Genomic DNA, 26,028 nt, shown 5'->3' with positions numbered 1-26,028 from the left:
ACAAGGACCGTGCGAACCGTGCCCCGGCGGGGCACGGTTCGTCGTTCGGGGTGGAAACGCAGAATGCGCCTCCGGCGATAATTCACCGGAGGCGCATTCTTCTGTGACAACGGCTCCGTCGATGAATTCCCCTGAGCGTTCCGGTGATTCTTGGAACGCATTTCCGGGACGGAGCCCAGTGCGGCCATTTTCTGAATGCCTGTGTCCTGCGCAGTCCAATCGCACTGCCTTAGCGAACGATTTTTCTGGAGAACACAGGCATTCGGCTTCGGGCCGGCACTTCAGGCGGGCCGGAATCCGGTCGCCTGTCCACACTTCTACTACCGGACGCTCCAACCGTGAGCGTCCCGAGCCTCAGCTACTGCGCGATGGGCGACGCGGTGCCGTAGTAGTAGTAGGGCGGGTAGTTGTCGTTGTCGTTCCGGTTGTCGTTGTCATTGTCGTTGTCGTTGTCGTTGTCGCCGCGGTTGAAGTTGCGAGCGCGGGCGTCAGCGTCGTTGTCGTTGTCGTTGTCGGTGTCAAGGTTGTTGTGGTTGAACACGTGCACCTTGACCTTGACCTTGTTGCGCTTGTGGCCGCCGCGGTGGTTCCAGCCGCCGCCGCCGCCCCAGCAGCGCCGACGCCAGCAGCCAGTGGTGAAGCTGGTGGTGGGCGTAGCGGTGGAGGCGGTCGTGCCAGCGGCAGCGCCGGCGCTCGACGCGGTGGTGAGCGCGCCGAGGCTGATGACTCCGCCGGTCATGGCCGTGCCGACCGCAAGTCCCGCGATGAGACTCTTGAACTTGGGCATTGAATTCCCCCCTAAAGGATCGGTTGCCCCGTTCACGATATTCTCCGGACTGATCGGAAAATATCGTGGATGACAGTTAATGCGCCATCCGACCGTTTTCATTTCCGGCGGAGGAGCAATACAAACGGCCGTAGGGGTGTTTTACGATAGGCTAACGCTCTCATTGCTAATGTTAACCTTTTATGAAATGAAATGGCATGATTTGTCCGTTTTAGGGCGGCGGTCGGGGCGTCGTGAATCCACCACTTGCGCACTCGCCCTATCTATACAATTCCCGATAAATGTGGATTTGTCCGATATGGGATAGTGTGATAGTCCAAGATGGCTGTCGTGAGGTGATCGAGGAGGACGGATGGCAACAGAGCCGATCCCGCACTGGCCAGGACGCACGGTGGGCTCGGTGCACGTCAGATCGACCCCCGAGGGCGCGCCGGAACGGGCCGTGTTCGTGCACGGCCTGGCGGGAGCCGCCACCAACTGGACCGACCTGATGGACGAGCTCAAGGACGTCGTGACCGGTCACGCCATCGACCTGCCCGGCGCCGGCCACTCACCCGCGCCCGCCGACGGCGACTACAGCGTCGCGGGCCACGCCCGGGCCGTGATCGAGCTGATGGAGCACACCGGCCCCGCCCACCTGTTCGGCAACTCACTGGGCGGCGCGGTCTCCGTCAAGGTCGCCGCCGACCGCCCCGACCTGGTCCGCTCGCTGACGCTCGTCTCGCCCGCGCTTCCCGACCTGCTGCCGAGGTACGGCCCGTTCCGCGTGGCCGCCACCGCGGCGCCGTGGCTGGGGGAGTGGGTCACCGGCAAGCTCCGCCTGGTCCCCGCCGAGCAGCGCATCAACGCCAGCTTCGCGATGGTCTGGGCCAACGCGCGGGCCGTCCATCCGGAACGCCTGCGCGAGGCGATCGACGAACTGCGCCGGCGCGACGACCTGCCCTACGCCGCCGCGGCCATGCTCGGCTCGGCCCGGGGCATCGTGGCCGAGTACTTCCGCCGCGGCGCCGACAACCTATGGAGCCACGCGGCCAGGGTCCAGGCGCCCACGCTGATCATCCACGGCAGGCACGACCGGCTGGTACGGCCCGCCATGGCCGCCAAGGCCGGCCGTACGTTCCGGCGCGTCAGGCTGGTTCTGCTGCCGAGAGCCGGGCACGTGGCGATGATGGAGATGCCCGGCGTGGTGGCCTTCGAGGCACGCCGTCTGATCGCTGAGACACGATTGGGGAATGCCCCGCTGGCCAGCTAGGTTTCACACAGGGAGATAGGTCCCCCTGAAACGGGAGCGTAGAAGTGTCGTTGCCACCGCTGGTCGAGCCAGCCGCCGAGCTGACCGTTGACGAAGTGCGCCGCTACTCGCGGCACCTGATCATTCCCGACGTCGGGATGGCCGGGCAGAAGCGGCTGAAGAACGCCAAGGTGCTGTGTGTCGGCGCCGGCGGTCTCGGCTCACCCGGGCTGCTCTACCTGGCGGCCGCGGGCGTCGGCACACTCGGCGTCATCGACTTCGACGTCGTCGATGAGTCCAACCTGCAGCGCCAGGTCATCCACGGGCAGTCCGACGTGGGCCGGCCCAAGGCCGAGAGCGCCGCCGCGTCGGTCCGCGAGATCAACCCGCTGATCGACGTCGTGGTCCACAACACGGCGCTGACCACCGAGAACGTCATGGAGATCTTCTCCGGCTACGACCTCATCGTCGACGGCACCGACAACTTCGCCACGCGCTACATGGTGAACGACGCCGCGGTGCTGCTCGGCAAGCCGTACGTCTGGGGCTCGATCTACCGTTTCGACGGCCAGGCGAGCGTGTTCTGGGCCGAGCACGGCCCCTGCTACCGCTGCCTCTACCCCGAGCCCCCGCCTCCCGGCATGGTGCCGTCGTGCGCCGAGGGCGGCGTGCTCGGCGTGCTGTGCGCGTCGATCGGCTCCATCCAGGTCAACGAGGCCATCAAGCTGCTCACCGGCATCGGCGAGCCGCTGGTCGGACGGCTGATGATCTATGACGCCCTGGAGATGAAGTACCGCGACCTCAAGGTCCGCAAGGATCCCGAGTGCGTCCTGTGCGGCAAGAACCCCACGGTCACCGAGCTGCTCGACGACTACGAGGCGTTCTGCGGGGCCATCTCCGATGAGGCCGCCGAGGCCGCCAGTGGCTCCACGATCACCGCGCTGGAGCTCAAGGCCATGCAGGACAACGGCGAGGACATCTTCCTCGTCGACGTCCGTGAGCCCAACGAGTACGAGATCGTCTCGATCCCGGGCGCCACGCTGATCCCCAAGGGCGAGTTCCTCAACGGCTCCGCTCTGGAGAGGCTGCCGCAGAACAAGCGGATCGTGCTCCACTGCAAGTCCGGCGCGCGGTCGGCCGAGGCTCTGGCGGTCGTCAAGAACGCCGGGTTCGCCGACGCCGTCCACGTCGGTGGTGGCGTGCTGAGCTGGGTCAAGGCCGTCGACCCGAGCCTGCCGTCCTACTGAGTCCGAAATGGTCCGGCGCCCGGTTTCCAGGGATGTCACCGGGTCGCCCGCATTAAGGTCGGTGCCGTGGACACCGCTCGCCCCTGGCCGCCTCTGGTAGTGGCCTCAGTGCTGACCATGGTCTGCGCGGTGGCCGCCGGTGTCGCGGCGGGCGCGGCGGGCACCGAGCTGACCAGGGGCCCGACCCGCGTCGAGCTCCACGTCGCCGCCGAGCGGGAGGTGTCCGAGCGGTGGCGCACCTGGGCGTCCGGGCGCGTCTTCCCGGCCACGCTGCCCTACTCCGCCGAGCAGGGCGGGCGCGAGCGGGCCAGCAGGATCGGCATCTCGCCGCTCGCGGCCTGCGCCGGTGCGGTCGACTCCAGGGCGGCCGCGGCGCTGCGCCGGGCCGGCTGCAGGGGAGTGCTCCGCGCCACGTACATCGACGCGTTGCGGGGCGTGCTCGTCACCGTGGGCGTCGTCGCCCTGCCCGACGAGCTGAGCGCCGCCCGCGCCAAGTCCGCCTTCCCCGAGGGCGGCGAACCGGTGCCCGGCCTGCGCCCGGTGGCCTTCAAGGGCACGCTCTCCGACCGTTTCACCCCCTCCGTACGCCAGGCCGGCACCGTACGCCAGGCCGGCCCCTACCTCGTGCTGACCACGGCCGGGCAGGTCGACGGGCGGCCCGCGCGGGCGGCGGGGGAGCAGCGGCCGGCCATCTTCGCCTTCGCGAGCGAGATCTCCGAGCGGGTCCTGGCCGACCTGAGCACGCCGCGGATGCCCGACTGCGGGGCGGCGGAGTGGCAGTGCTGAGGTGCGCGGCCACGCTGGCGGTGGCCGGGGTGGTGCTGCTGGGCGGCGACCCCGCCCTCGCCGACGACGTGCGAGCGGGACAGCGGCCGGTGCTCGACACGCTGGCGCTGCCCGAGGCCTGGCGGACCAGCAAGGGCGAGGGCGTCCTCGTGGCCGTGCTCGACTCCGGCGTCGACCCGCACCACCGCGACCTGAACGGTTCGGTGACCGTCGGCGAGGACTTCACCGAGGGGGCCAACCCGCCGGGGGTGGCGCCGCGCCGCCTGCACGGCACGTACATGGCGTCGCTGATCGCCGGGCACGGCCACGGGCCCGGCGGCAGGCGCGGCGTGATCGGTGTCGCGCCCAAGGCCGGGCTGCTGTCGGTCCGCGTGATCCTGGAGGACGAGGAGCCGGGGTTCCGGGAGTTCAACTCCGCCGAGCGCTTCGAGGACGTGGTGGCAAAGGGCATCCGCTACGCGGTCGACCAGGGCGCCCACGTGATCAACATGTCGATCTCCAAGGAGCTGGCGACCAAGGAGGAGCGGTCCGCGGTCCGCTACGCGATCTCCAAGGGCGTGGTGCTGGTGGCCGCCGCGGGCAACGACGGGGCGCGCCGCCCGGGCCGCGCGGGGTCGGCACCCTACTCCTATCCCGCGGCCTTCCCCGGGGTGGTGTCGGTGGGGGCGACGGACCGGCGGCTGCGGCGGGCGACGTTCTCCAACTGGAACTCGTCGGTGCTGGTGTCCGCTCCCGGGGTCGACATCATGGGGGCCGGGCCCGGTGACGAGTACTGGGTGGGCAGGGGGACCTCGCAGGCCACCGCGCTGGTGTCCGGCGTCGCCGCCCTCATTAAGGCAAAATATCCGGAAATGTCGCCTGCGCTCATCGCGCAGGCCATGACCGCGAGCGCGACCGACCGCCCGCCCGGCGGCTATGACACGGGCACCGGGTTCGGTGTGGTCAACGCGGCCAGGGCGCTGACCGAGGCGGCCCGGCTGGCGGGGCACACCGAGAGCGCGCGGGGCAGGCAGGCACAGGACCCGTCGGCTCCGATCGGCGGCGGATCCGCCGGCCCGATCAGGGTGGTGGTCAGGGACCAGAGCCGGGTCACGGTCTACGGCACGATCGCCGTGGCGGCCGGCATAGGGGCGCTGGCATCCTTGATGTTGATATATGTCCTGGTCAGGCGCGTCCGTCGCGCCCAGCGTCCTCAAGACGCATGATCCGTGCATCTAGGGGGACGAAATAGACACGAGCCGAGCCTGGGAACGAGGCGGTGGTGAAGGCACGTAGGTCCACCTCAGGGCTGCCACGCGGCACCGGAGCCACACCGGGACGGAGAAACCCGCTCGGCGCGCCCGCGGGCCGTGGCTCACGCGTGCGCGCCTGGCCGGCCGCCTCCTCCCGCCGCGCCACGGCCGTCCGCGAACGCGTGGAGGCGGAGGCGCTCCGGCAGGGCGTGCGCTACCGCCGCTGGTTCGTGCTGCTCGTGGGTGCCGTGCTGACCATGTCGGCGCTCGTCGCGCTGATCGGCACCATCGGCCTGTTCGCCGAGACCAGGTCGCGACCGCTGACCGGGGCCGAGCAGACCCGCTACAAGCAGGAGGAGATCGCCCGGCGCTGGCAGGCGTGGCCGGCGACCGGTGTGTTCCCCGAAGAGGTGAAGTACGTCGGGCTCGACCGGGCCCAGCAGTACGCCAGGCGCGTCGGCATCGCCCCCGAGACCGCGTGCCGTGACGCCGTGGACACCTCGGTGGCCGGCATCCTCGACGACCACGGCTGTGTCACCATGCTCCGCGCCACCTACGTCGACCAGACGTCCACGTTCGTCTTCACGGTCGGGGTGGCCGTGCTGAAGGACGAGGACTCCAGGCTCTCGGCCACCGAGCAGCTCAGCCAGGACGACCGGGTCGGCGTGCTGCCCGTCGCCTTCCCCGACACGGTGACCGAGCGGTTCGGCAACGCCCAGCGCCAGCGCACCGGCTGGGTCGGCGCCGGGCCGTACATCGTCTTCTCCACCGGGGGTTACGCCGACGCGCGCACCCGGGCCGCCATTCCCCAGGAGGAGATCCTGCACAGCGAGCTCTGGTCGGCCGCCAAGTCGATCGGCAACCAGATCGCCTACTTCCTCGCGGATCCGCCCAAGGTCCCGCCGTGCACCCAGGGGAACGTGTGCTGAGCGTCGTCGCGCGCGCGCTGACCGCCGCGACCCTCCTGCTGCCCGGGCCCGCGATCGACGAGCCCGTACGCGAGCGGCAGCAGTGGGTCCTCGACGCGCTCAACGTCGAGCAGGCGTGGACCGTCACCAAGGGCGCGGGCGTCACCGTGGCCGTGATCGACAGCGGCGTCGACGCCGAGGTCAGCGAGTTGCGCGGCCGGGTGACCCTCGGCCCCGACATGAGCTCGGCCTCCCTCGACCGCAAGGTGGAGCCCGGCAGGCACGGCACCGCCATGGCCGGGCTCGTCGCCGGCTCCGGCGCCGGCGACGGACTGGTCGGGGTCGCGCCCGAGTCCCGCATCCTGTCGCTGCCCGTGGCCGTGACCGAGGATCCGCCGGTCGACAGCCTCGACCCCCTGAAGGAGGCGGAGAGCACGGTGGAGAGCCCGCTGGCCCGGGCCCTGCGCTACGCCGCCAACCACGGCGCCAAGGTCATCACCATGTCCATCGGGACGTACGGACCGGTCAAGTCCGAGCGTGAGGCGGTCTCCTACGCGCTGGGCAAGGGCGTCGTGCTGGTCGCAGCCGTGGGCAACGACGGGCAGACCGGCTACGCCAAGGAGAAGGGCACCTCCTACTGGAGCTTCCCCGCCGGATACCCCGGGGTCATCGGCGTGGCGGCCGTAGACAGGCAGGGCAGGGGCGCCGCGTTCAGCAGCGACAACCTGTCCGTGCTCGTCGCGGCGCCCGGAATGGACGTCCCGGTCATCAGGCGCACCGGCGGCTACGAGCTGGCCAAGGGCACCAGCCCGGCCGGCGCGCTGGTGGCGGGCGTGGCCGCGCTGATCAAGTCGCGCCATCCGGCCATGCCACCCGAACAGGTCGCGCAGGCGCTGATCGACGGCGCCCGGGGCCGTCCGGCGGCCGGATACGACGACAAGACCGGGTTCGGCGTGGTCGACGCGGGCGCGGCGCTCAACGCCGCCGCGAAGCTCGCCGGCGTCAGATCCGAGCTGGCCGTGCCCAACAACCTGCACTTCGGAGTGGGTAAGGACTCGCCGCCGCTGTCTCAGCCCGGCCCCGATCCCTGGCGGCTCTGGTTGTACGGCGGAGGCGTGCTGCTCGCGCTGGTCACCTTCTCCGGGGCGATCATCGTCCTCAATCAGCGCAAAGGTTAAAGATCCGCTATGGTCGCGCCTCATGGGATACGAGCTCCGCGTGGTTCGGGAGGCACCGATCGCCTTCCCTGACCTGGCGAAGGCGATCTCGCCGGCCGGATTCGAGCTGCGCGAGACACACGAGATCGTCGCCAGGCATGGCGGCGGCACACACGCTGTGGGGCGCTGGCAGGGCCAGTTGGTCGGCGAGCCCGGCTCCGACTGGCAGGTGGCCCAGCTCGTCAGGGTGGCCACCCTGCTCGGCGCCAGGCTCGTCGGCGAGGACGGCGAGATCTACGCGCTGCGTGACGGGGTCCTCGAGGTGCTGGCCGACGGCACCGCGATGGAGATGGGCAAGTTCGACGAGATCATCGAGGCCGGCCCAGCCGAATGGCGCCCGTGAACCCCTACGCCGAGCGCGTGCTCGAGGTGGTGGAGTCCATCCCCCCGGGCATGGTGATGTCGTACGGCGACATCGCGGAGTATCTCGGCGAAGGCGGGCCTCGGCAGGTGGGCCGGGTCATGTCGACGTGGGGCGGCGGGGTGCCCTGGTGGCGGGTCGTCCACGCCGACGGTACGGGCGCCCCTGACCACGAGCAACGCTGCCTGGCCCACTGGAGGGACGAAGGCACCCCGCTCCGCGGCGACCGGGTCGACATGCGGCGGGCCCGGTGGGGCGGGCGTTCAGCGGATTCTCAGGAAAGCGTTTAACCTGCGGGTTTGTCCGCTTGGCGGATCCGTGGCAGATGACTCCCCTTAGCATGGGCTGAACAGTGATGGCGGTCCGAAAGGCGGTCCCCCGATGGCCACCGGCGTTACAGCCCAGAGCCAGGGCGGCACAGCCCAGAGCCAGGGCGGCGATCAGGCCGCCGACCGCCTGAAGGTCGTCCAGGACCTCTGTGACCGCGGCGAGCCCCTCGACGCGGTCATGCGGGCCGTGGGCCCCGGTGGTCGCGACGCGGCGTTCGACAGCGAGGTGCTCAGCGGGCCGCTGGCCGCCCGGATGGACCTCGCGGTCAAGCGTGGCGTCCCGCGCAGGCGTGAGCTCCTCACCCTGGTCCGCCCCTACCTGGCGGCCGTCGACCCCGGCGTCAAGCGCGAGCTGCCCGTCGCCCGGCGTCTCCTCTGCCATCTGATCGAGCACCGGCCCGACGCCGAGCTGGTCGAGGGCGACACGTTGACCAAGGTCGTGGCGGCCTCGGCCGAGCCGTCCAAGCGGATCCGCAAGGGCCTGCGCTGGTACGCCGAGCTGCCGTTCCGCGACGAGCTCCCGCCCGCCCTGTTCCGGCTGCGGCGCGCCGACATGGTGCCCGTCACCCACATCGACGACATCCAGTGGATCGACGGCAGACTGCGGGTCACCGGCTTCGCCTACCTCGCCGGCCTTTCGGTGCGCAGCCGCCGGTTCAACCGGGCGACCGTGGTGCTGCGCGGGCCGCGCTGGCTGCCGCCCGTACGCCTGCGCACCCGCCGCGTGCTCGCCCCCGAGGCCACTCACGGCGCCCGTGAGCCGGGCTGCAACTACGACTGGTCCGGTTTCTCCGCTGACCTCAACCCGTGGGCGCTGCGCTGGCGCGGCGCGGTGCGGGGTCTGGTCTCCGCTGTCCGGCGGCGCATGCGCCACCGGCCCGCCGTCCGCGACGCGACGACCTGGCGTGCCGAGATCGTGTTCTGGAGCCGCGGCGCCCGGGGGACGGGCCTGCTGCGCGGCTCGTCGATCGGCCGGCCCGAGCGGCCCGCCGGGCGCAAGCTGCGGCCGGGGCTGTGGGCCAGGCCGGTCTGGACCTCCGACCGCGCCCTGCAGGTCGTGCTCCAGCCCAACCGCGCCGAGCTGGCCGACGCCTCCGTCCACGACGACCACCTCGACCTCAAGATCTTCCTGCCGGGCCGCACGGTCACCAAGGGTCACGCCCGCCTCGGCGGGCATCGCATGGCCGCCGAGTTCGCCCCCGTCGCCAACGGCACGGAGGTCCTGATCAGCCTCGCCGTCCCCGCGTTGCTGCAGGAGAAGGACGGGCGGCGGCTCTGGGTCGAGCCCAAGGGCGACCCCGCCGCGTCCGTCATGCTCGCCGACTCGGGCGAGATCCGCGTGCCGTCCGGCGACCGCGAGATCACGGTGCTCGGCGACCGCCGCGATCGCGTGATCGTGTCCGCCCACCGCATCCGCCCGGTGATCACCTCGGCGGTCTGGGAGGGCGAGTCGCTGGTCCTGCGTGGCCGCTACCCCGACGCCGCCGGGCCGCGCGTCGTCACCCTGCGGCACCGCTCGGGGCTGTGCTACTGGATCCCCATGGACCGCTCGGGCGACGAGTTCTCCGTACGGCTCGCCCCCTCGACCATGGACCGCTTCGGCGAGGCGGTGCCGCTGTCGTCCGGCACCTGGAACATGTCCATCCGCCACCCGTCGGGCGAGATCGTCCCGCTGCGCATGGACCACGCCGCGCTGTCCGGCCTCGACGAGGACCCGCGCACGTTCGACGGCCGTGTCTACCGCATGGTGTCGACCCGCTTCGACGTGCCGGTGGTCACGGTCGAGGAGGACCGTCCCGCCGGCGAGAAGGGCGTGGCCGGCACCCATGTGCTGCGCCGCGTCTTCTACCCCGCGCAGCGTACGGAGCCGCTCAACGACGCCACCGTCTACGTGGTCAACGACGGGCGCCTCTACGCCGACAGCGTCCGGGCCGTCTACGAGGAGCGGCTGCGCCGGGGCGACGACCGCGAGCACATCTGGATCGTCAAGGACGGCGCGTTCGTCCCGCCGGGCGGCGCGACCGTGGTGCGCGCGGGCAGTCGCGAGCACCACGCCGCCCTGGCCAGGTCCCGCTACATCGTGACCAACGCCTTCCTGCCCGTGTGGTTCCGCTCCCGCGAGGACCAGGTCGTGCTGCAGACGTGGAACGGCACTCCGGTCAAGCACATCGGCAACGACCAGCCCCACATGGCCCGCGACCCGCGCCCGCCGGTCTACCACCGGCAGGTGGCCGAGGTGCGCGGCTGGGACGTGCTGCTGTCGCAGTCGCCGTGGGCCACGCCGGTGCTGCGCCGGGCGTTCGGCTACCAGGGCGAGGTGCTGGAGAGCGGGCTGCCGCGCAACGACGTGCTCTCCTCGCCCGACCGCGACCGGCTCGCGGCCTCGGTGCGCGAGCGGCTGGGGCTGGCCGAGGGCAAGCGGGTGGTCCTCTACGCGCCGACCTGGCGCGACTACGACCGCAAGAACGCGATGGTCAAGCTCGACCTGGCCAAGGCGCGTGAGGCCCTGGGCGCCGACCACGAGTTGCTGGTGCGCGGGCACGCCATGCAGGCGGTGCCGGCGGTCCCGGACATCGCCCGCGACGTCACGACTTATCCGGACATGGCCGATCTCCTGCTCGTGACCGACGTGCTGGTCACGGACTACTCCTCGGTCATGTTCGACTTCGCCGCCACCGGCCGGCCCATCGTCTTCTATGGCTACGACCTGGCGAAGTACGCCTCGAAGCGAGGGCTCTACATCGACCTGCCGGAGACCGCTCCGGGGCCGCTGCTGTCGACCTCGGCCGAGGTCATCGAGGCGTTGCGGTCGATCGACGAGGTGGCGGCCACCTACTCCGACCGCTACGACGCCTTCCGGGCCACCTTCGCTCCCCGGGACGACGGCAAGGCCACGGCCCGCGTGGTCGACCGCATCTTCTCCTAGCCGCCCGCCTCAGACCTCCAACGCCGTCTGCCCTGGCGGTAGGCGTACGGTTCTGGGCGGCGTGTCGGCGAGAACGTGGATATTTGCCGCGATATCGTGGGCGGTTTCGGCGGGAGGCCGGTCAACTCGGCACGATCTACCCCTGTGGTCTGGTGGAATCTAGTGTTGTGAGTGGTCAGACCTGGCGATTGGTGCGACGTGGAGGCGGGGGGCCTGTCGAGGCCCCTGTGCTCGATGAGCACCAGCGTGCCGTGGTCCGGCACGGGAGTGGCCCGTTGCTCGTCCTCGCGGGCCCCGGCACCGGCAAGACCACGACCGTGGTCGAGTCGGTGGTCGAGCGCATCGAGCGGCGCGGGGTCGATCCCGAGCGGGTGCTGATCCTCACCTATAGCCGCAAGGCCGCCGGTGAGCTGCGCGAACGTGTCACCGGGCGCCTCCGCCGCACGACCAGGACCCCGCTGGCGCTGACCTTCCACAGCTACGCCTACTCCCTGCTCCGGCGGGAGGCGGTGCTCGCCGGTGAGCTGCCGCCGCGCCTGCTCACCGGTCCCGAGCAGTTGCTGGAGATACGCCGGCTGCTGCACGGCGAGCTGGAGGACGGGGCGCCCGAATGGCCGGCCTCGCTGCGTGAGCCGCTGAAGACGCGCGGGTTCGCCGAGGAACTGCGCGACTTCCTGTCGCGGGCGTACGAGCGCGGGCTCGACGGTGAGCGCGTGGAGGAGCTGGGCAGGCGGTACGGCAGGGCCGACTGGGCGGCCGTCGGCCGGTTCGCGCTGCGCTACCAGGCCCGGTTCGACCTCGATCCGGAGCCGGCCCTCGACTACGCCGAGCTGATCAGGGCCGCGGCGGCGCTGCTGACCGACCCCGACGTGCGTCGCAGGGAACGCGCGGCGCACGACGTGGTCTTCGTGGACGAGTACCAGGACACGGATCCGGCGCAGGAGTTCCTGCTGCGGCAGCTGGCCGGTGACGGGCGTGACCTGATCGCGGTCGGCGATCCGGACCAGTCGATCTACGGGTTCCGGGGGGCCGACGTGCGCGGGATCCTGAAATTTCCGGAACGGTTTCGCACCCTCGACGGGCGGGACGCCCCGGTCCTGGCCCTGCGCGTCTGCCGGCGCAGCGGGCCCGACCTGCTGGAGGCGTCGCGCCGCGTAGCCACCCGGCTCCCCGCCGCCCCCACCCCCGACGCGACACCCGTCCTCGACGCGCCACCCGTTCCCGTCCTCGACTTCGGCGAGGGGACCGCCGGTTCCGCGGCCGATCCGGTCCCCGGCGGACCGCGGACCGGGGGGCGGCGGACGCACGGGCATCGGGAGCTGGTGCCCGTGGACGACGCCGAGCCCGGCGAGGTGCGAGTGCTGCTCGCCGACAGCATCAGCCAGGAGGCGGCCGTCGTGGCCGACACGCTGCGCCGGGCTCACCTGATCGACGGGGTGCCGTGGCATCGGATGGCGGTGCTCGTGCGCTCCGCCACCCGGCAGGTGCCTCTGCTGAGGCGGGCCCTGGTCAGTGCCGGGGTGCCCACGATGGTGGCGGGCGACGAGGTGCCGATCGCGCAGGAGCCCGGCGTACGGCCCCTGCTGACGATGCTCCGGGTGGCGCTCGATCCCGAGGCTCTCGACGAGGGCGTGGCCGAGGAGTTGCTGACCGGCCCTCTCGGTGGCACGGACATGATCGGCGTCCGGCGGCTCCGCCGAGCCCTGAAGATCGCCGAGAACGAGGCGATCGACGGCGCACCGCCCACCGCCACGTCCGAGGCAAGCCCTCCGGACGCGGAGCACGACGCCGTCCCGTCCACCGAACACGCGGTCCCAGAAGGCGGGCCGGGTGACGAGCAGGTCGCCGAGGATCCGGAGGAGGACGGCGCCGGCCCGTACTCGTCGAGAGCGCGTTCGTCCGGGGAGTTGCTGGTGGCGGCCGTGCGGGACGTGCGGGAGCTGACCCGGGTGGAGCCGCACGTCGCGCTGCCCGTCGAGCGGGTGGCCAGGCTGCTGACCACGGCCCGGGAGGCCGTGGGCCGGCAGGGCACCGCCGAGGACGTGCTGTGGGCCGTCTGGCAGGGCAGCGGCCTGGCCGAGCGGTGGACGGAGCTGAGCCTGGCGGGGGGCGCCAGGGGGGCGCAGGCCGACCGCGACCTCGACGCGGTGGTGGCGCTGTTCGACCACGCGGCGAGGTTCGTGGACCGGATGCCGAAGGCGGGGCCCGAGGTGTTCCTGGACGATCTGGCCTCGCAGGAGATCCCGGGTGACACGCTGGCCGAGCGGGCGCCCGACGGCGACGCGGTGCGGGTGCTGACCGCGCACCGGTCCAAGGGGCTCGAATGGGACGTGGTCGTGGTCGCGGGCGTGCAGGAGGGCGTCTGGCCCGACCTGCGGCTGAGGGGTTCGATGCTGGGGGTCGAGGATCTGGTCGAGGTGGTGGAGGGGGCACGGCCGAGCGCGGCTTCGCTGGCGTCCAAGCTGCTGGCCGAGGAGCGCCGGCTGTTCTACGTGGCCGCGACGCGGGCCAGGAAGAGGCTGGTCGTCACCGCGGTCGGCGGCGAGGACACCGACGAGCGGCCGTCCCGGTTCCTGAGCGAGCTGATGCCGGGCGCCGTCGACACGGCCACGGTGGACGACCGGGCGCGGTGGCTGAACATGTCGGCCCTCGTGGCCGACCTCCGGAGCGCGGTGACCGACCCCACCAGATCGGCGAAGGTACGGCAGAAGGCCGCCCAGCAGCTCGCCCGGCTGGCCGCCGCTGGAGTCCAGGGCGCGCACCCCGGCGACTGGTACGCCCTCACGACCATGACCGACGACCGCCCACTGAGCTGGCCGGACGACGTCGTCAGGATCTCCCCGTCGGCGGTCGAGAGCTTCAGCAAGTGCGGCCTGCGCTGGCTGCTGGAGACGGCAGTCGGGGCGGCCGGCACCAGTTCCGCCCAGGGGCTCGGCACGGTCATCCACGCGCTCGCCGTGCTGGCCGCGACCGACCTGCCGAACGAGGAGCTGCTGGGCGAGCGCCTCGACGAGATCTGGAACGAGCTCGACTTCGGCGGCGTGTGGTTCAACCGCAAGCAGCGCCAGGTGGCCGAGCAGATGATCGGCAAGTTCCTGCGCTGGCACAAGGAGAACCCCCGCGAGCTGGTCGCGCTGGAGGAGGCCTTCACCGCGACCGTGAGCGACGGCGTCCAGATCAAGGGCCGGGTCGACCGCGTGGAGCGCGATTCGGAGAACCGAGCGGTGATCATCGACCTCAAGACCGGCGGCTCCAAACCCAAGGCGGGCGAGCTCGACCGCCATCCCCAGCTCGGCGTCTACCAGCTGGCCGCGCTGCTCGGCGCGTTCGCCAGGCACGGCATGACCGAGCCGGGCGGCGCCGCGCTGGTCCAGCTGGGCAAGGCGGCGGGCAAGAAGGATGCCCTCGAACAGCAGCAGGGCGCGCTCGCCGACGACGCCGACCCCGGCTGGGCCAAGAACCTGGTCGACACCGTCGCGATCGGCATGTCGGGGCCGTTCTTCCAGGCCAAGGTCAACGACGGCTGCCGCACCTGCGCGGCCAGGGCGAGCTGCCCGGTCAACGACAACGGGGGTCAGGTGTGCTGAGTCCCGCCGAGCTGGCCGCGAAGCTCGGTGTCCTGCCGCCGACCCGTGAGCAGGCCGAGGTCATCGAGGCCCCGCTCGAACCGATGGTCGTCATGGCGGGCGCCGGCTCGGGCAAGAGCGAGACCATGGCCGGCCGGGTGGTCTGGCTGGTCGCCAACGGCCTGGTCAAGCCGGAGAACGTGCTCGGCCTGACGTTCACCCGCAAGGCCGCGGCCGAGCTGGCCACCAGGGTCAGGGAACGGCTCGCGGGCCTGGCCGAGGCCGGCCTGATGGAGCCGGGGCTGCTCGACGAGGAGCCGACCGTCTCCACCTACCACGCCTACGCGGCCCGGCTGGTGACCGACCACGCGCTGCGCGAGGCGCTGGAGCCGACCATGCGGCTGGTCACGCCGGCCGTCTCGTGGCAGCTGGCGTCGCGGGTGGTGGCCAGGTACGACGGGCCGATGGACCGGATCGAGCTCGGCCCGCCGTCGGTCACCGCGGCCGTGCTGGAGCTCGCCGGTGAGCTGTCGGAGCACCTGCGCACCGCCGCCGACGTGCGGCGGATGGGGGAGTGGCTGGCGGAACGGCAGGCCGGGCTCCCGGGCCGCACCACGCTCGCGCAGCGCAGGCCGGGCAGCGTACAGGCCGCGCGGGAGCAGTTGCTGCCGCTGGTGGAGGCGTACGAACGGCTCAAGCGCGCCAGGGAGGTCATCGACTACGGCGACCAGATGTCGCTGGCCGCCCGGATCGCCGCCAACCACAGGGAGGTCGGCGAGATCGAGCGCTCCAGGTTCGCGGTGGTGCTGCTCGACGAGTACCAGGACACCAGCCACGCCCAGCTGGTGCTGCTCCGGAGCCTGTACGGCAACGGCCACCCCGTCACGGCGGTGGGCGACCCCTGCCAGTCGATCTACGGCTGGCGCGGCGCTTCGGCGGGCAACCTGCGCCGGTTCCCGACCGACTTCCGCACCGGCGCCGGCGATCCGGCCCCGGTGCGGCAGCTCGGCGTCAGCTTCCGCAACGGCGACCGCGTCCTCGACGTGGCCGCCCGTGTCCAGCTGCCGCTGCGCATGGAGGCCCGAGAGGTGCCGGTGCTCGTGCCCGGCCCCAACCGGATCGACCGCGGCCGGGTCACCTGCGCGTTCCACGAGACGGCCGAGGACGAGGCGAAGTGGATCGCCGACGGCGTTGCGGCGATCCTCGGCCAGGAGGTCGCGCCCGACGGCCTGCCGTGGGGCGACGGCGAGCGCAAGAAGACCCTGGCCGTGCAGCCGCAGGACGTGGCGATCCTGGCGCGCAAGCGCGCGCAGTTCCCCGCGCTGCGCAGGGCGCTCGAAGAGCGTGACATCCCGGTCGAGGTGGTGGGTCTGGGCGGCCTGCTGACCGTCCCCGAGGTCAACGACATCGTGGCCACGCTGCGGGTGCTCTACGACCCGACGGCGGGTGACGCGCTGGCCAGGCTGCTGGCCGGGCCGCGCTGGCGGATCGGGCCCGCCGACCTCCGGGTGCTCGGCGAGTACGCCCGGGAGCTGACCCGAGAGTCGCGCGGGGGCCGCCGGGAGCAGGACCCGCTCGACCAGGTGGTGGCCGACCTGGCCGAGGAGCGCGGCAGCCTGGTCGACGCGCTCGACGAGCTGCCCGATCGGGAGGCGTGGCTGGAGGCGTTCTCGCCGCTGGCCAGGACCCGGCTCGTCACGCTGGCGTACGAGCTGCGCCAGCTCAGGGCGCACACCGGGCAGCCGCTGCCCGACCTGATCACCGAGGTGGAGCGGAGGCTGGGCCTCGACATCGAGGTCGCGGCGCGAGGAGGCACGGTCAGTGCCTTCGCCGCCCGGGCCGACCTCGACGCGTTCCTCGACGCGGCCTCCAGGTTCGCGGGCGACTCCGAGGATCCGACGCTCGGCGCGTTCCTGGCCTACCTGCAGGCGGCGGAGAGCGAGGAGTTCGGGCTGGAGGCGGGCCGGGTCGGCGAGAGCAACAGCGTCAAGCTGATGACCGTCCACGCGTCGAAGGGCCTGGAGTGGCCGGTGGTGGTCGTGCCGGGCCTGTCGCAGCTGGTCAGCTCGAAGGGCACGATCGCGACCGGCAGCGTCTTCCCGGCCACGCCGGTCACCAACAGTCGCTGGACCGAGAACCCCCGCAAGCTGCCCTATCCGCTGCGCGGCGACGTCGGTGACCTGCCCCGGCTGACCGGGCTGTCGAAGGAGGAGCTGGCCGCGTTCGACGAGAGCTGCCGCGAGCGCGACCTCATGGAGGAGCGGCGCCTCGCGTACGTGGCCGTGACCCGGGCCCACTATCACCTGATCGCCTCCGGCTACCGCTGGGGCACCGCGTCCAAGCCGCTGGAGCCGTCCGACTTCCTGCTGGAGATCGCCGACACCGCCGACCGGGTGGCCTTCTGGGCGCCCGCCCTGGCCGAGGGCACGACCAATCCGCTGCTCGCCGAGCCCGCCGCCGCCGTCTGGCCGGTCACGCCCGAGGGGCTGCGGTACGAGTCGGTGCTCGACGGCGCCCGGCTGGTGGAGGACGCGCTGGCGGGAGACCTGGTCCCGGCCGAGGACGAGCCGCTGCGCTCGTTCGAGGAGGAACGCGTACGGGCCTGGGAACGCGACACCGACCTGCTGCTCCGCGAGCGGGAGCTGCACCGGCGGCGCGGGTCGACGACCGTCGAGCTGCCGTCCAAGCTGACCGTGTCGTCGCTGGTCACGCTGGCGGCCGATGCCCGTGAGCTGGCCCGCAGGATCCGCCGTCCGGTCCCGGTCAAGCCGGCGCCGCTGGCCCGCCGGGGCACCTCGTTCCACAAGTGGCTGGAGTCGCGCTGGGACCAGCAGCGGCTGCTCGACGACTTCGATCTGGACCTGGTGGAGGAGGTGGAGGAGGCCGACGTGCGTCTGGCCGACCTGCAGCGGCTCTTCGAGCGGAGCGAATGGGCCGAACGCCGGCCGCTCGACCTGGAGGTGCCGTTCGAGACCATGATCGCCGACCGGCTGGTGCGCGGCCGGATGGACGCGGTCTTCGAGCTGCCCGGCGGGCGCTACGAGGTGGTCGACTGGAAGACCGGCGAGCCGCCGAAGGGCAGGGCGGCCGAGGCCGCGTCGGTGCAGCTGGCCGCCTACCGCCTGGCCTGGTCGCACCTGGCCGGGGTGCCGCTCGACCGGGTGGGCGCGGCCTTCCACTACGTGCGCGCCAACCGGACCGTCCGCCCGGTGGACCTGCTCGGCGCCGACGGCCTGGTGGCGCTCATCGAGGCGGTGCCGGTCGGCCCTCAGACGTAGTGGCCCTCAGACGTAGTGGAACGCCGGGTGGGGGTGCATCAGGAAGTCGTGGTGGGAGATGTTCCAGGCGTAGGCCCCGGCCATCGCGAACACCACCGTGTCCCCCACTCGCACTGAAGTCACGATATTTCGGGCGAAAACGTCTTTGGGGGTGCACAGCTGGCCGACCAGCGTGACCGGCTCGTCCGTCACGCCCGGTCCGCCGCCCGTGGGCAGGACGGTGAACGGCTGGTCGTGCCCCTTGGTCACCGGCGTGCGCAGATGATGGGTGCCGCCCAGCAGGATGGCGTACGCCTGACCGCGCACCCGCTTCACGTCCACGACCGAGGTCACGTAGTGGCCGCAGTAGGCGGTCAGCGCCCGGCCCGGCTCCACCCGCACGTGCTGCCCCGCCCGGCGCAGCTTGGCCAGGCCCGCGCCGTAGCCGGCCCAGTCGAACCTCTCCTCCGGCGCCCCGTAGTCCACGGCCATGCCGCCGCCCAGGTTGACCTCGGCGTGGTCGGTGTCCAGCAGCCGCTCGGCCAGGTCCAGCAGCCGCTCGGCGTCGAGGCCGCTGGCCAGGTGGGCGTGCAGGCCGCGCAGCCGTACCCGGTCGGTGAAGAGCGGCAGGCACTCCTCGACGCCGGCCTCGTCCATGCCGAACGGCCCGTCCATGGTGAGCGCGGCCCCCTCGACCGGAAGATCGGGGTTGATCCGGAGCAGCACGTCGGCCTCCCGGCCGGTGGCGAGGAGACGGCGCAGCTCGCCCGGCGACTCGACGTGCAGCCGATGGCAGGGCAGCCGCAGCTCGGCGTCGGTCTTGCCGGGCCCGCCGAGGGCCAGCGGCATATCCGGGAAGAGCCCGGCGACGTGGGCGTGCTCGCCGCCCGAGGAGACCTCGAAGCCGTCGACGTGCCGGGCCAGCACGCGCAGCAGCTCGGGGTCCGGGTTGGCCTTGACGGCGTAGTAGAGCTCGACGTCCGGCAGCGCCCACCGTACCGAGGCGGCGTGCTCGTCCAGCGCGGGCAGGTCGTAGACATAGGCGGGGACACCGGACGCCCGGAGGGCGGCGGCCCGGACGCTCGGGGTGATCATGCGAGCGGGTTGGCGATCGGGACGTACCCGGCGGACCGGTCGGCCGCCCTGGCCCAGCGGACACTCAGGTTGGCCTTGGCGGGCAGCGGGTCACCGGCCAGCAGATTGGACAGGGGGAGCGGCCAGCCGAGGTCGGCGGCGTGCCGGGCGAGGATCTCGCGGGCCGCCCGCCACAGCTCGCGCAGCACCTCGTCGCCGTGCGGCGCGGCGAGCGTGGCGGCGATCTCGGTGAGGTGGTTGACCAGCAGGCAGTAGACCACCCGGTCCCAGCCGCGCTCGGCGTCGTAGGTCAGCGCCTGCGCCACCCGCGACGGCACGCCGCCGAGGTCATGGCGACCCGCGACCAGCTTGGTGCCCTCCAGGTCGCGGAACACCGCCTCGACGGGCAGGTCCGTGCCGTCGTCGAGGCCCACGAGGACGTTCTGCAGGTGGGGCTCCAGGATCACGCCGTGCCTGAAGTACAGCTCCAGCACGGGCAGCGCCACCACCGACACGTATGCCGTCCACCAGGCGAGCGGATCGCGGTCCGGCGCGTCGAGGGCCAGCGCCCCGGCCATGACGGGAACGACGCCCGCCGAGCACACGGACCACGGGCTGGCCCTGACGATCACGCCCAGTCCTTCGAGCAGCCGGGTGCCGAGCGCGGCCGAACGGTAGCCGGGCTCCGGCAGCCATCGCGTGCCCGGCAACCTGGCGGACACCTCGTCGAACACCGGGCCCAGCCGTGAGGTCAGCTCCACCGCCCCGGCCAGTTCGTACCAGGCGTTCTTCCGCACGCAGTTGGTGATGCGGACGTCCAGGCTGAACTTCAGGCACGCCTGCGCCTGCGCGGCGTAGACCGTGCGGACCGACGAGGTGGGCATCACGTCCGGCCCCGGGCCCAGGTCGACCAGCTCCGCGCCGAGCACCGGGCGCAGCAGGTCGAGCTGCCACGGGTGCGCCGGAAGCAGCCGGTGGCCGGACGGCGCCTCGCCCAGCGCGTCGAGCGCCGACGTGTCACCCGCCTGCGCGAGCACGTCCTCGCGCACCCCGAGCAGCCGCACCGGGAACTCCGCGTGCGCCTCGGGTGCGTAACGCAGCCAGTCGTGCTCGTCACCGCCGCGCGCCTTGGGGCTGGGATGGAACGGGTGCCCGTAGACGAGAGCCTGCTCCGACTTCAGCCACGGGTCGGCGGGTGGCTCGGCCCCGGCCCGCGCCGTGAGGATCGCGGCCACCGCGGCCCTGCTGGCGGCCACCTGCCGGGCGAACTCCCCATTGTGGGCGGTGGGCAGCCCGCCCGACAGCTCGGCCTCGGCGAGGCGTACCAGCTCGTCGGAGGTCAGCGGCTGCCAGGCGCCGTTGTCGAGGCGCTCGGCCGGCCCGTCGAAACGCAGCGCCGCGCCTCCGTGCGTGCGGACCCGCAGCAGCCGATCCGCCACTCTCAGCAGAAGGTACGGCGGAGCGGGCCAGACCAGCCCGCGAGGGCCGGCCACCTCCCGCACGCAGCAGCGGAGCAGGGCCGCCAGCGTCGCCTCCTCGGCCAGCGTGGCGGGCGCGTCGAGGACCAGACCGTGCATTCAAGCTCTCCTCAGGTAGTTGGGCCCGCTGGTGCCGTAGAACTTGTTGATGTCACGCGCCCCGGACCGTTCCTTGGCCACCAGGGTCCCGGCGGTGATCATGGACTTGCCGGTGAGCCTGGCCGCGTCGAGCGTCCTGGCCCGGAGCAACCTGGCCATGGGGTCACCGCCGTGCTCGTCGAGCGCCTCGGCGAGGGTGTCGCGCAGCAGGGCGGTGGCCCGCCTGTGGGGCAGCGCGCCGAAGACGACCGCCGCGGCCGCCAGGTGCAGGGTGATGGTCACGAACACGTCGGCCAGCGCGTGGGGATCGTCGGTCAGCATCCGCCGGTCGGTGAAGTCCGGCGCCTCGACCCCCGCCGCCGCCAGCCGGGCGGGGGAGGCGAGCAGCCCGTCGTTGTCCTTGACCAGCAGCCGCATCCGGCCTTCGTGGAAGACCAGCGCCAGGTTCTGCTGGTGCGCCTCCAAGGCGACGCCGTAGCGCACGAACAACCGCACGTGCCAGCGCAGCAGGAGGCGCAGGTAGGCGGGCAGCACGTCGCCCAGCACGTCGCCCAGCTCAGCCCGCACGCCGGGCACGTTGAGCGCCGCTACCGGCACGATCTTCCCCTCGGGCAGCCGGCGCACCATCCAGGCGAGATACTCGTGGCCCGCGTGCGCGTAGGTCTGCTCGTCGGCCACCAGCACGTCGGGACCGGCCAGCCGGCGCAGCAGGAGCTCCGCCCTCGCGCCGTCCTCGAGTGTGCCGGCCTTGATGGAGCGGCGGTTGCGCGCGCCGAGGGTGCTGGTGGGCAGGGGCAGCTTGAGATGGGTCCGCGGGCCGACCTCCACGGTCCGCATCGACAGCGTCGGCCGCACGGTGAGCCGGGCCTCGTCCAGCACCCGCACCCCGCCTACCTTCCGTACCTCCTCCACGGCCAGAGGATGCACCGGGAACAGCACCCCGTCGGCGGCGAGGCCGGGCGCCACGTCGGGCGGAAGCTCGGTGACCGGACCCGGCGCCAGCGCCGTCCGCGGCACCACGGCCCACCTCAGCTCGAACGAGGGCGCGAACTCCGGCGCGTACGCGACCAGCTCCGCCGCCGACAGCCCGAGCCGGGCACGGGACGTCGGATAGACGGGATGGTCCACGAAGGCGGCCAGCGACTCGTAGGACGGCCGCGCGGCCAGCACCGAGGCGAGCCGCTCGTCGTGCAGTCGCGAGGCGGCCAGCGCCTGCGCGCACTCCTCGGAGAACGCGGCCACCCCTTCAGCGTCCGCCGGATCGGCCACCTCGGCCAGAGTGTCGAGCACCTCACCCAGCCGCAGCCGCTCCTCAGGCGCCACCACGAAGTCCTGGAACAGCAGGCCCGGCGCCAGCCGCACCGCCCGGCCGCCGGCCAGCGTCATCCGGACGCCCTCCCGGCTCCGGCTCACCCGCGACGACAGCCTCCCGTAGTCCTCGCGCAGCAGCGCGTCGAGCACGCGTGCCGCGAGACGGGACTCGCGCTCGCTCACCCGACCACCCAGGGCCGGGCCGCCCGGTAGGCGCCCACGGCCGCCTCGACCCGCGCCCTGTCGGGCCCCACGGCCCGGATCACGCCCAGGTAGTCGCGGTTGGTGTGGGTACGCCGGACGACGTCGCCCACGGATCGCAGCGGCCGGTGCCACAGCCGGACGTCGCCTGACTCCACCGACTCCGCCCCGGGCGCCGACGTGATCGTTCCGGACCGGTCGGCGACCAGGCTGACCGCGCTGCCGTACCGGGAGATCTCCGGCACGGCGGGCACCGGCTCACCGAGGTGCACCCGCAGAATCCACTCGAACAGCGGCACGCCGAGCACGTCGGCCAGCAGGAAGTCGCAGTGGTCGCCGATCGCGCGGTAGTTGACCTCGACGACGCGCGGCCCGGCGGGCGTGACGACGTATTCGGTGTGGCAGGCGCCGAAGCCGACGCCCAGCGCCCGCAGCGCGGCCAGCACGTGCTCGTGGGGTCCTCCAGGCGCCCAGTCGAGCCGCTCCTCCACGAAGTGGGGCAGCGGCCCCAGCGTGGTCGCGAACCCGCCCAGCACACGCAGCTCGGCGCCGTCGCCGAGGGTTTCGAGGGTGCGCAGCGGCCCCTCCAGGTATTCCTCCACGACCAGCGCCTCGCCGGGGCGCCGCCTCCTGACCTCGGCCACCGCAGCGGCCAGGTCGCTCTCGACCAGCACCACGTCCTCGCTGGCCACTCCCTCGCGCGGCTTGACGACCAGGGGGTAGGGGAGACCGCCGGGCACCGGGTCGCCGGGCGCCAGTCGCACCGAGCGGACCCGTTCGACACCCGCCTCGGCGAGCCGGCGACGGGTCAGGAACTTGTTCTTGGCGGCCAGGCAGGCCCGCCAGTCCTTGCCGGGCAGCCCGAAGTAGTCGGCGGCCAAGGCGGTCTCGGCCTGAAGGTGGTCGGAGTTGGTGAAGATCGCGTCGGGCCGGCCGAGACCGGCGATCACGTCGATGAGGGCCCGTGGATCGCGAACGTCGCAGGCCACGGCATCAGGATGCCGGTCGGGCCAGTCGGTCAGGATGGTCACCTGGCAGCCCAGGGCCCGCGCGGCGGGCAGGAACCCGTCGGTCACCGAATCGGTCGGCTTGATCGCGGTCATGTAGAGCCGCAACGCGTGACACCCCCGGACGATCAGGTAAGGCTAACCTAACCGGATGATCCTAACTCGCGAGAGATCACCTCGCCGCCCGGATACCGTAACCGGTGGCTAACTCTGAGGTCATAGGATGGCATGTGATTCGGGAAGGTGGGCCCGTGGAGACCAGGGCGGCAGAGCAACTCATCGGACCGCTGCTCCTCGCGCGCGGCGCCATCGACAGATCGGCCGCGCTGCGGGCCGACGGCGCCTGGCTGGAGCGGGCCTGGGCCGAGCCGACGACCAGGGTCCTGCTCGTCCACGACGGTCAGACGCTGGTCAGGCGGGTCGGCGACGAGGTGCGGGCGGTGCTGTTCACCACCGAGGAGGCGCCGCCGGGCGAGCGCTACCTCCTGGGCGTCGACGGCGACGTCGTCTACTTCGCGGTGGCCGCGCCACTGCCGGGCGGGCCGGCCGCCGATGTCAACGGCCGGGTGACGGTCCCGCTGAGCCTGCGTGACACGCCCGACGGCGCGACGGTCCCCGCGGGTCTGCGCCAGGCGGGCGGGCTGCTGGGTGACCGTGACGCGGGGCTCCTGGTCTACGCCGTGGCGCTGGACGCCTGGCACACCACCCACGAGTTCTGCCCGCGCTGCGGCGGCCGTACGAACGTGATGGCGGGCGGCCATATCCGGGTCTGCCCGCGCGACTCCAGCCAGCACTTCCCGCGCGTCGACCCTGCGGTGATCATGCTGATCCGCGACGAGCACGACCGCTGCCTGCTGGCCCGAGGCCCCCAGTGGCCGGAGAGGCGCCTGTCGATCCTGGCCGGGTTCGTCGAGCCGGGTGAGTCGCTGGAGCACGCGGTGGTGAGGGAGGTGGCCGAGGAGGTCGGCATCACCGTCGTCAACCCGCGCTACCTCGGCAGCCAGCCCTGGCCCTTCCCACGCAGTCTCATGCTCGGCTTCTTCGCCGACGCCCTGATGACGACGCTCACCCTCGACGCCGAGGAGATCGCCGAGGCCCGCTGGTTCTCCCGCGAGGAGCTGTCCGACGCGCTGCGCTCGGGCGAGATCCGCCTGCCGCCCGCGGTCTCGATCGCCCGCCGGCTGATCGAGACCTGGTACGGCGGCCCCCTGGCTGGAGACTGGTGACCCGATGTCACTTACCGTAAATTCGAAGACACCTTCGGTAGCGAAAGCGGTAAACTCATGCCCATGAACGAGTCTCACATCGTCGAGATCCTGGATCTCGAGCGTCAGAAGCTGGCGATCCAGCACGCGGCCATCGAAGTGCTGATGGACGACAAGATCAAGGCCTCGGAGCGGCGGGTCATCGACGCCGTGACGGGCGCCATCACCAACGCCGTGGTCGAGCTCAAGGGCGACATCATCGACGTCCGCAACGAGCTCAAGCGAGACATCGGCAGTGTCCGCACCGAGCTCAAGGCCGAGATCGGCAGTGTCCGCACCGAGCTCAAGGCCGAGATCAGCAGTGTCCGCACCGAGCTCAAGACCGACATCAGCGATCTGCGGATCGAGCTCAAGGGCGACATCGCGCGTCTGGAGCAGAAGCTCGACAGTCACGTCCACTGAGATGAGGACCTGAGTGACTCAACCACCCAGGTCCTCGTGGGCATAGTAAACCAACCGACAGAGCCTCCGGCGGGAAGCCGGGGGCTCTCGTTGGTGGTCAGGCCGCTTCGAGCAGAGCCTTGACCTCACGAGCGGACGGATTGGTACGCACCACACGCCCCCGGGGGGTCTCGATCACCACGGTCGGCACCACCTGGTTGCCGTTGTTGACGCTCATCACGAACTGAGCCGCGTCCGGGTCGCGTTCGATGTCGATCTCGTCGAAGCTGATCCCCTCGCGGGTCAGCTGCGACTTCAGCCGCTTGCATGGGCCGCACCAGGTGGTGCTGTAGACCGTGAGCGCCATGTCGGTGGATCCCTCCAAAGGACAAGGAAACAGGCGCTCGGTGCAACAACGGGGAAGTGCCGGGTAATCCCTAACCGATGCGGTCGGCTATCCACCGCTGCACGCGCTCGGTCACACCCTCTTCGCGGTAGAGGGCCGAGCTGTGCGCCACGCCGGGCGTGGTGAAGATCGTCACCGGCACGCCGACCTGGCCGAGCATCTCCTTGAGCACCTGGCTGTGCGTGGCCGGGACGAACTCGTCCTGCGAGTGGATGGTCAGCATCGGCGCGTCCTTGCGGCTGGCGTGCCAGGCGATCTCCATGCTGGCCCAGATCCGCGAGCACTTGCCCTTGGGGGCGCAGCCGCCGGCCAGCTTGATCGCCGACGTGCGGAGCTTGCGCTTGTAGGGATCGGTGCTGGCGGCGCCATCGGCGTAGGCGCGCAGCGGGGAGACGATCGGCGACAGGCCGACGACGCCCTTGAGCCCGGTGAGGCCGTTGCCGTAGGTGCCGACGGCCCCCGCGATGTGCCCGCCCGCGGAGAACCCCACCACCACGTAGTTCTTGGGATCGAACGACCAGCGCTCGGCGTGCTTGCGGGCCCTCGCGATCGCGGCTAAGGCGTCGGTGCGTTGCGCGGGCCAGGCGGCCTGGCTGGTGAGCCGGTAGTTGATGTTGAAGACGGTGTAGCCGAGCTCGGCGTAGCCGCGGGCGATCTCGCTCATGCCCTTCTTGTCGCCACTGGACCACCAGCCGCCGTGGATGAGGAAGACACCGGGGCGCTGCGTGCCGTCGGAGGTCCACCAGACGTCCATGTCCTGGCGGCGCTGCGAGGCGTAGGAGACGGTTTCGAACGACAGGCCGCCGAGTCCGTACGGGTCGGTGGGTGTCGTGGCCTCCGGTCCCGGCGTGGGCCCTGTGGTCGCGTGTGCGGTCACCGGTGTGAGCGCGATGGTTGCGAGCGCCAGCGCGCCGGCGAAAACCGCAAATCGCACAGCCTTGCCTTTCCCCATGGACATG

Annotated in this window: 20 protein-coding genes; 13 read left to right on the top strand and 7 right to left on the bottom strand. The window is 71.9% G+C overall.

Annotated elements, in window-relative coordinates; translation table 11 throughout:
- Positions 1-358: 358 nt before the first annotated feature.
- Positions 359-787 (bottom strand): hypothetical protein, encoded by a 429-nt coding sequence (locus AB0I38_RS08865; protein ID WP_358464288.1) that lies wholly within the window; start codon positions 785-787, stop codon positions 359-361.
- Positions 788-1,139: 352 nt separating this feature from the next.
- Here AB0I38_RS08865 and AB0I38_RS08860 point away from each other — a divergent pair, with 352 nt between their 5' ends.
- The 11 genes from AB0I38_RS08860 (at position 1,140) to AB0I38_RS08810 (ending at position 17,868) form a co-directional block, all read left to right on the top strand.
- A complete protein-coding gene (locus AB0I38_RS08860) occupies positions 1,140-2,039 on the top strand; it encodes an alpha/beta fold hydrolase (protein ID WP_358464285.1) in 900 nt (299 codons plus the stop codon).
- Between the two features lie 44 nt (positions 2,040-2,083).
- Positions 2,084-3,265 (top strand): adenylyltransferase/sulfurtransferase MoeZ, encoded by a 1,182-nt coding sequence (gene moeZ, locus AB0I38_RS08855; RefSeq protein ID WP_358464282.1) that lies wholly within the window; start codon positions 2,084-2,086, stop codon positions 3,263-3,265.
- A 66-nt stretch (positions 3,266-3,331) separates the two neighbouring features.
- Positions 3,332-4,051, top strand: a complete 720-nt coding sequence (locus tag AB0I38_RS08850) for a hypothetical protein (RefSeq protein ID WP_358464279.1) — start codon at positions 3,332-3,334, stop codon at positions 4,049-4,051.
- Entirely contained in the window at positions 4,039-5,256 is a 1,218-nt protein-coding gene (locus AB0I38_RS08845; RefSeq protein ID WP_358464276.1) for a S8 family serine peptidase, read from the top strand. Before AB0I38_RS08850 ends, AB0I38_RS08845 begins: the two co-directional genes overlap by 13 nt.
- Before the next feature lie 56 nt (positions 5,257-5,312).
- Positions 5,313-6,212, top strand: a complete 900-nt coding sequence (locus AB0I38_RS08840) for a hypothetical protein (protein WP_358464273.1) — start codon at positions 5,313-5,315, stop codon at positions 6,210-6,212.
- Positions 6,206-7,369, top strand: a complete 1,164-nt coding sequence (locus tag AB0I38_RS08835; protein ID WP_358464270.1) for a S8 family serine peptidase — start codon at positions 6,206-6,208, stop codon at positions 7,367-7,369. Before AB0I38_RS08840 ends, AB0I38_RS08835 begins: the two co-directional genes overlap by 7 nt.
- A gap of 22 nt (positions 7,370-7,391) precedes the next feature.
- On the top strand, positions 7,392-7,751 hold the full coding sequence (locus tag AB0I38_RS08830) for a hypothetical protein (RefSeq protein WP_358464267.1): 360 nt from the start codon (positions 7,392-7,394) through the stop codon (positions 7,749-7,751).
- A complete protein-coding gene (locus tag AB0I38_RS08825) occupies positions 7,739-8,059 on the top strand; it encodes an MGMT family protein (protein WP_358464264.1) in 321 nt (106 codons plus the stop codon). Before AB0I38_RS08830 ends, AB0I38_RS08825 begins: the two co-directional genes overlap by 13 nt.
- Positions 8,060-8,150: 91 nt before the next feature.
- The gene (locus AB0I38_RS08820) at positions 8,151-11,024 is read left to right on the top strand and encodes a CDP-glycerol glycerophosphotransferase family protein (protein WP_358464261.1); all 2,874 of its coding nucleotides are present in this window, start codon (positions 8,151-8,153) and stop codon (positions 11,022-11,024) included.
- Positions 11,025-11,251: 227 nt separating this feature from the next.
- A complete protein-coding gene (locus AB0I38_RS08815; RefSeq protein ID WP_358464258.1) occupies positions 11,252-14,611 on the top strand; it encodes an ATP-dependent helicase in 3,360 nt (1,119 codons plus the stop codon).
- The gene (locus tag AB0I38_RS08810) at positions 14,605-17,868 is read left to right on the top strand and encodes an ATP-dependent helicase (protein ID WP_358464255.1); all 3,264 of its coding nucleotides are present in this window, start codon (positions 14,605-14,607) and stop codon (positions 17,866-17,868) included. Before AB0I38_RS08815 ends, AB0I38_RS08810 begins: the two co-directional genes overlap by 7 nt.
- Before the next feature lie 6 nt (positions 17,869-17,874).
- Here the strand turns inward: AB0I38_RS08810 and AB0I38_RS08805 are convergent, their stop codons facing one another.
- The 4 genes from AB0I38_RS08805 to AB0I38_RS08790 are packed head-to-tail and all read right to left on the bottom strand — an operon-like array spanning position 17,875 to position 23,125.
- Complete coding sequence (locus tag AB0I38_RS08805; RefSeq protein WP_358464252.1) at positions 17,875-18,942, bottom strand: type III PLP-dependent enzyme; 1,068 nt, start codon at positions 18,940-18,942, stop codon at positions 17,875-17,877.
- Positions 18,939-20,498, bottom strand: a complete 1,560-nt coding sequence (locus AB0I38_RS08800) for an IucA/IucC family protein (protein ID WP_358464249.1) — start codon at positions 20,496-20,498, stop codon at positions 18,939-18,941. The genes AB0I38_RS08805 and AB0I38_RS08800 overlap by 4 nt, the downstream gene beginning before the upstream one ends.
- A complete protein-coding gene (locus tag AB0I38_RS08795) occupies positions 20,499-21,992 on the bottom strand; it encodes an IucA/IucC family protein (protein WP_358464246.1) in 1,494 nt (497 codons plus the stop codon).
- Positions 21,989-23,125, bottom strand: coding sequence for a siderophore biosynthesis protein (locus tag AB0I38_RS08790; protein ID WP_358464243.1), 1,137 nt, complete (start codon positions 23,123-23,125; stop codon positions 21,989-21,991). The genes AB0I38_RS08795 and AB0I38_RS08790 overlap by 4 nt, the downstream gene beginning before the upstream one ends.
- Positions 23,126-23,268: 143 nt before the next feature.
- On the opposite strand from AB0I38_RS08790, the gene nudC reads away from it, so the two are divergent.
- A complete protein-coding gene (gene nudC, locus AB0I38_RS08785) occupies positions 23,269-24,243 on the top strand; it encodes an NAD(+) diphosphatase (protein ID WP_358464240.1) in 975 nt (324 codons plus the stop codon).
- A gap of 63 nt (positions 24,244-24,306) precedes the next feature.
- Positions 24,307-24,684: a hypothetical protein gene (locus tag AB0I38_RS08780; protein ID WP_358464237.1), complete on the top strand. Its 378-nt coding sequence runs from the start codon at positions 24,307-24,309 to the stop codon at positions 24,682-24,684.
- Positions 24,685-24,781: 97 nt separating this feature from the next.
- Here the strand turns inward: AB0I38_RS08780 and AB0I38_RS08775 are convergent, their stop codons facing one another.
- Together AB0I38_RS08775 and AB0I38_RS08770 are read right to left on the bottom strand one after the other, a co-directional pair.
- Positions 24,782-25,030 (bottom strand): glutaredoxin family protein, encoded by a 249-nt coding sequence (locus tag AB0I38_RS08775; protein ID WP_189128745.1) that lies wholly within the window; start codon positions 25,028-25,030, stop codon positions 24,782-24,784.
- Positions 25,031-25,100: 70 nt separating this feature from the next.
- Positions 25,101-26,003 carry an alpha/beta hydrolase gene (locus tag AB0I38_RS08770; RefSeq protein WP_358464235.1) on the bottom strand — a complete coding sequence of 301 codons (903 nt, stop codon included), beginning with the start codon at positions 26,001-26,003 and terminating at the stop codon, positions 25,101-25,103.
- Positions 26,004-26,028: the final 25 nt, after the last annotated feature.

This window comes from Nonomuraea cavernae (genome assembly GCF_040655715.1).
Classification (GTDB): Bacteria; Actinomycetota; Actinomycetes; order Streptosporangiales; family Streptosporangiaceae; genus Nonomuraea; species Nonomuraea cavernae_A.
Note: the sequence above shows the minus strand (reverse complement) of the source record. Positions and strands in the feature narration are given on the sequence as shown.

What these genes read in the sequence shown, in the direction of transcription:
- AB0I38_RS08825 (WP_358464264.1), top strand. Translation starts at nt 7,739, where the DNA reads ATGGCGCCCGTGAACCCCTACGCCGAGCGCGTGCTCGAGGTGGTGGAG.
- AB0I38_RS08800 (WP_358464249.1), bottom strand. Translation starts at nt 20,498, where the DNA reads ATGCACGGTCTGGTCCTCGACGCGCCCGCCACGCTGGCCGAGGAGGCG.
- AB0I38_RS08775 (WP_189128745.1), bottom strand. Translation starts at nt 25,030, where the DNA reads ATGGCGCTCACGGTCTACAGCACCACCTGGTGCGGCCCATGCAAGCGG.
- AB0I38_RS08830 (WP_358464267.1), top strand. Translation starts at nt 7,392, where the DNA reads ATGGGATACGAGCTCCGCGTGGTTCGGGAGGCACCGATCGCCTTCCCT.
- AB0I38_RS08820 (WP_358464261.1), top strand. Translation starts at nt 8,151, where the DNA reads ATGGCCACCGGCGTTACAGCCCAGAGCCAGGGCGGCACAGCCCAGAGC.
- AB0I38_RS08860 (WP_358464285.1), top strand. Translation starts at nt 1,140, where the DNA reads ATGGCAACAGAGCCGATCCCGCACTGGCCAGGACGCACGGTGGGCTCG.
- AB0I38_RS08780 (WP_358464237.1), top strand. Translation starts at nt 24,307, where the DNA reads ATGAACGAGTCTCACATCGTCGAGATCCTGGATCTCGAGCGTCAGAAG.
- AB0I38_RS08805 (WP_358464252.1), bottom strand. Translation starts at nt 18,942, where the DNA reads ATGATCACCCCGAGCGTCCGGGCCGCCGCCCTCCGGGCGTCCGGTGTC.
- AB0I38_RS08865 (WP_358464288.1), bottom strand. Translation starts at nt 787, where the DNA reads ATGCCCAAGTTCAAGAGTCTCATCGCGGGACTTGCGGTCGGCACGGCC.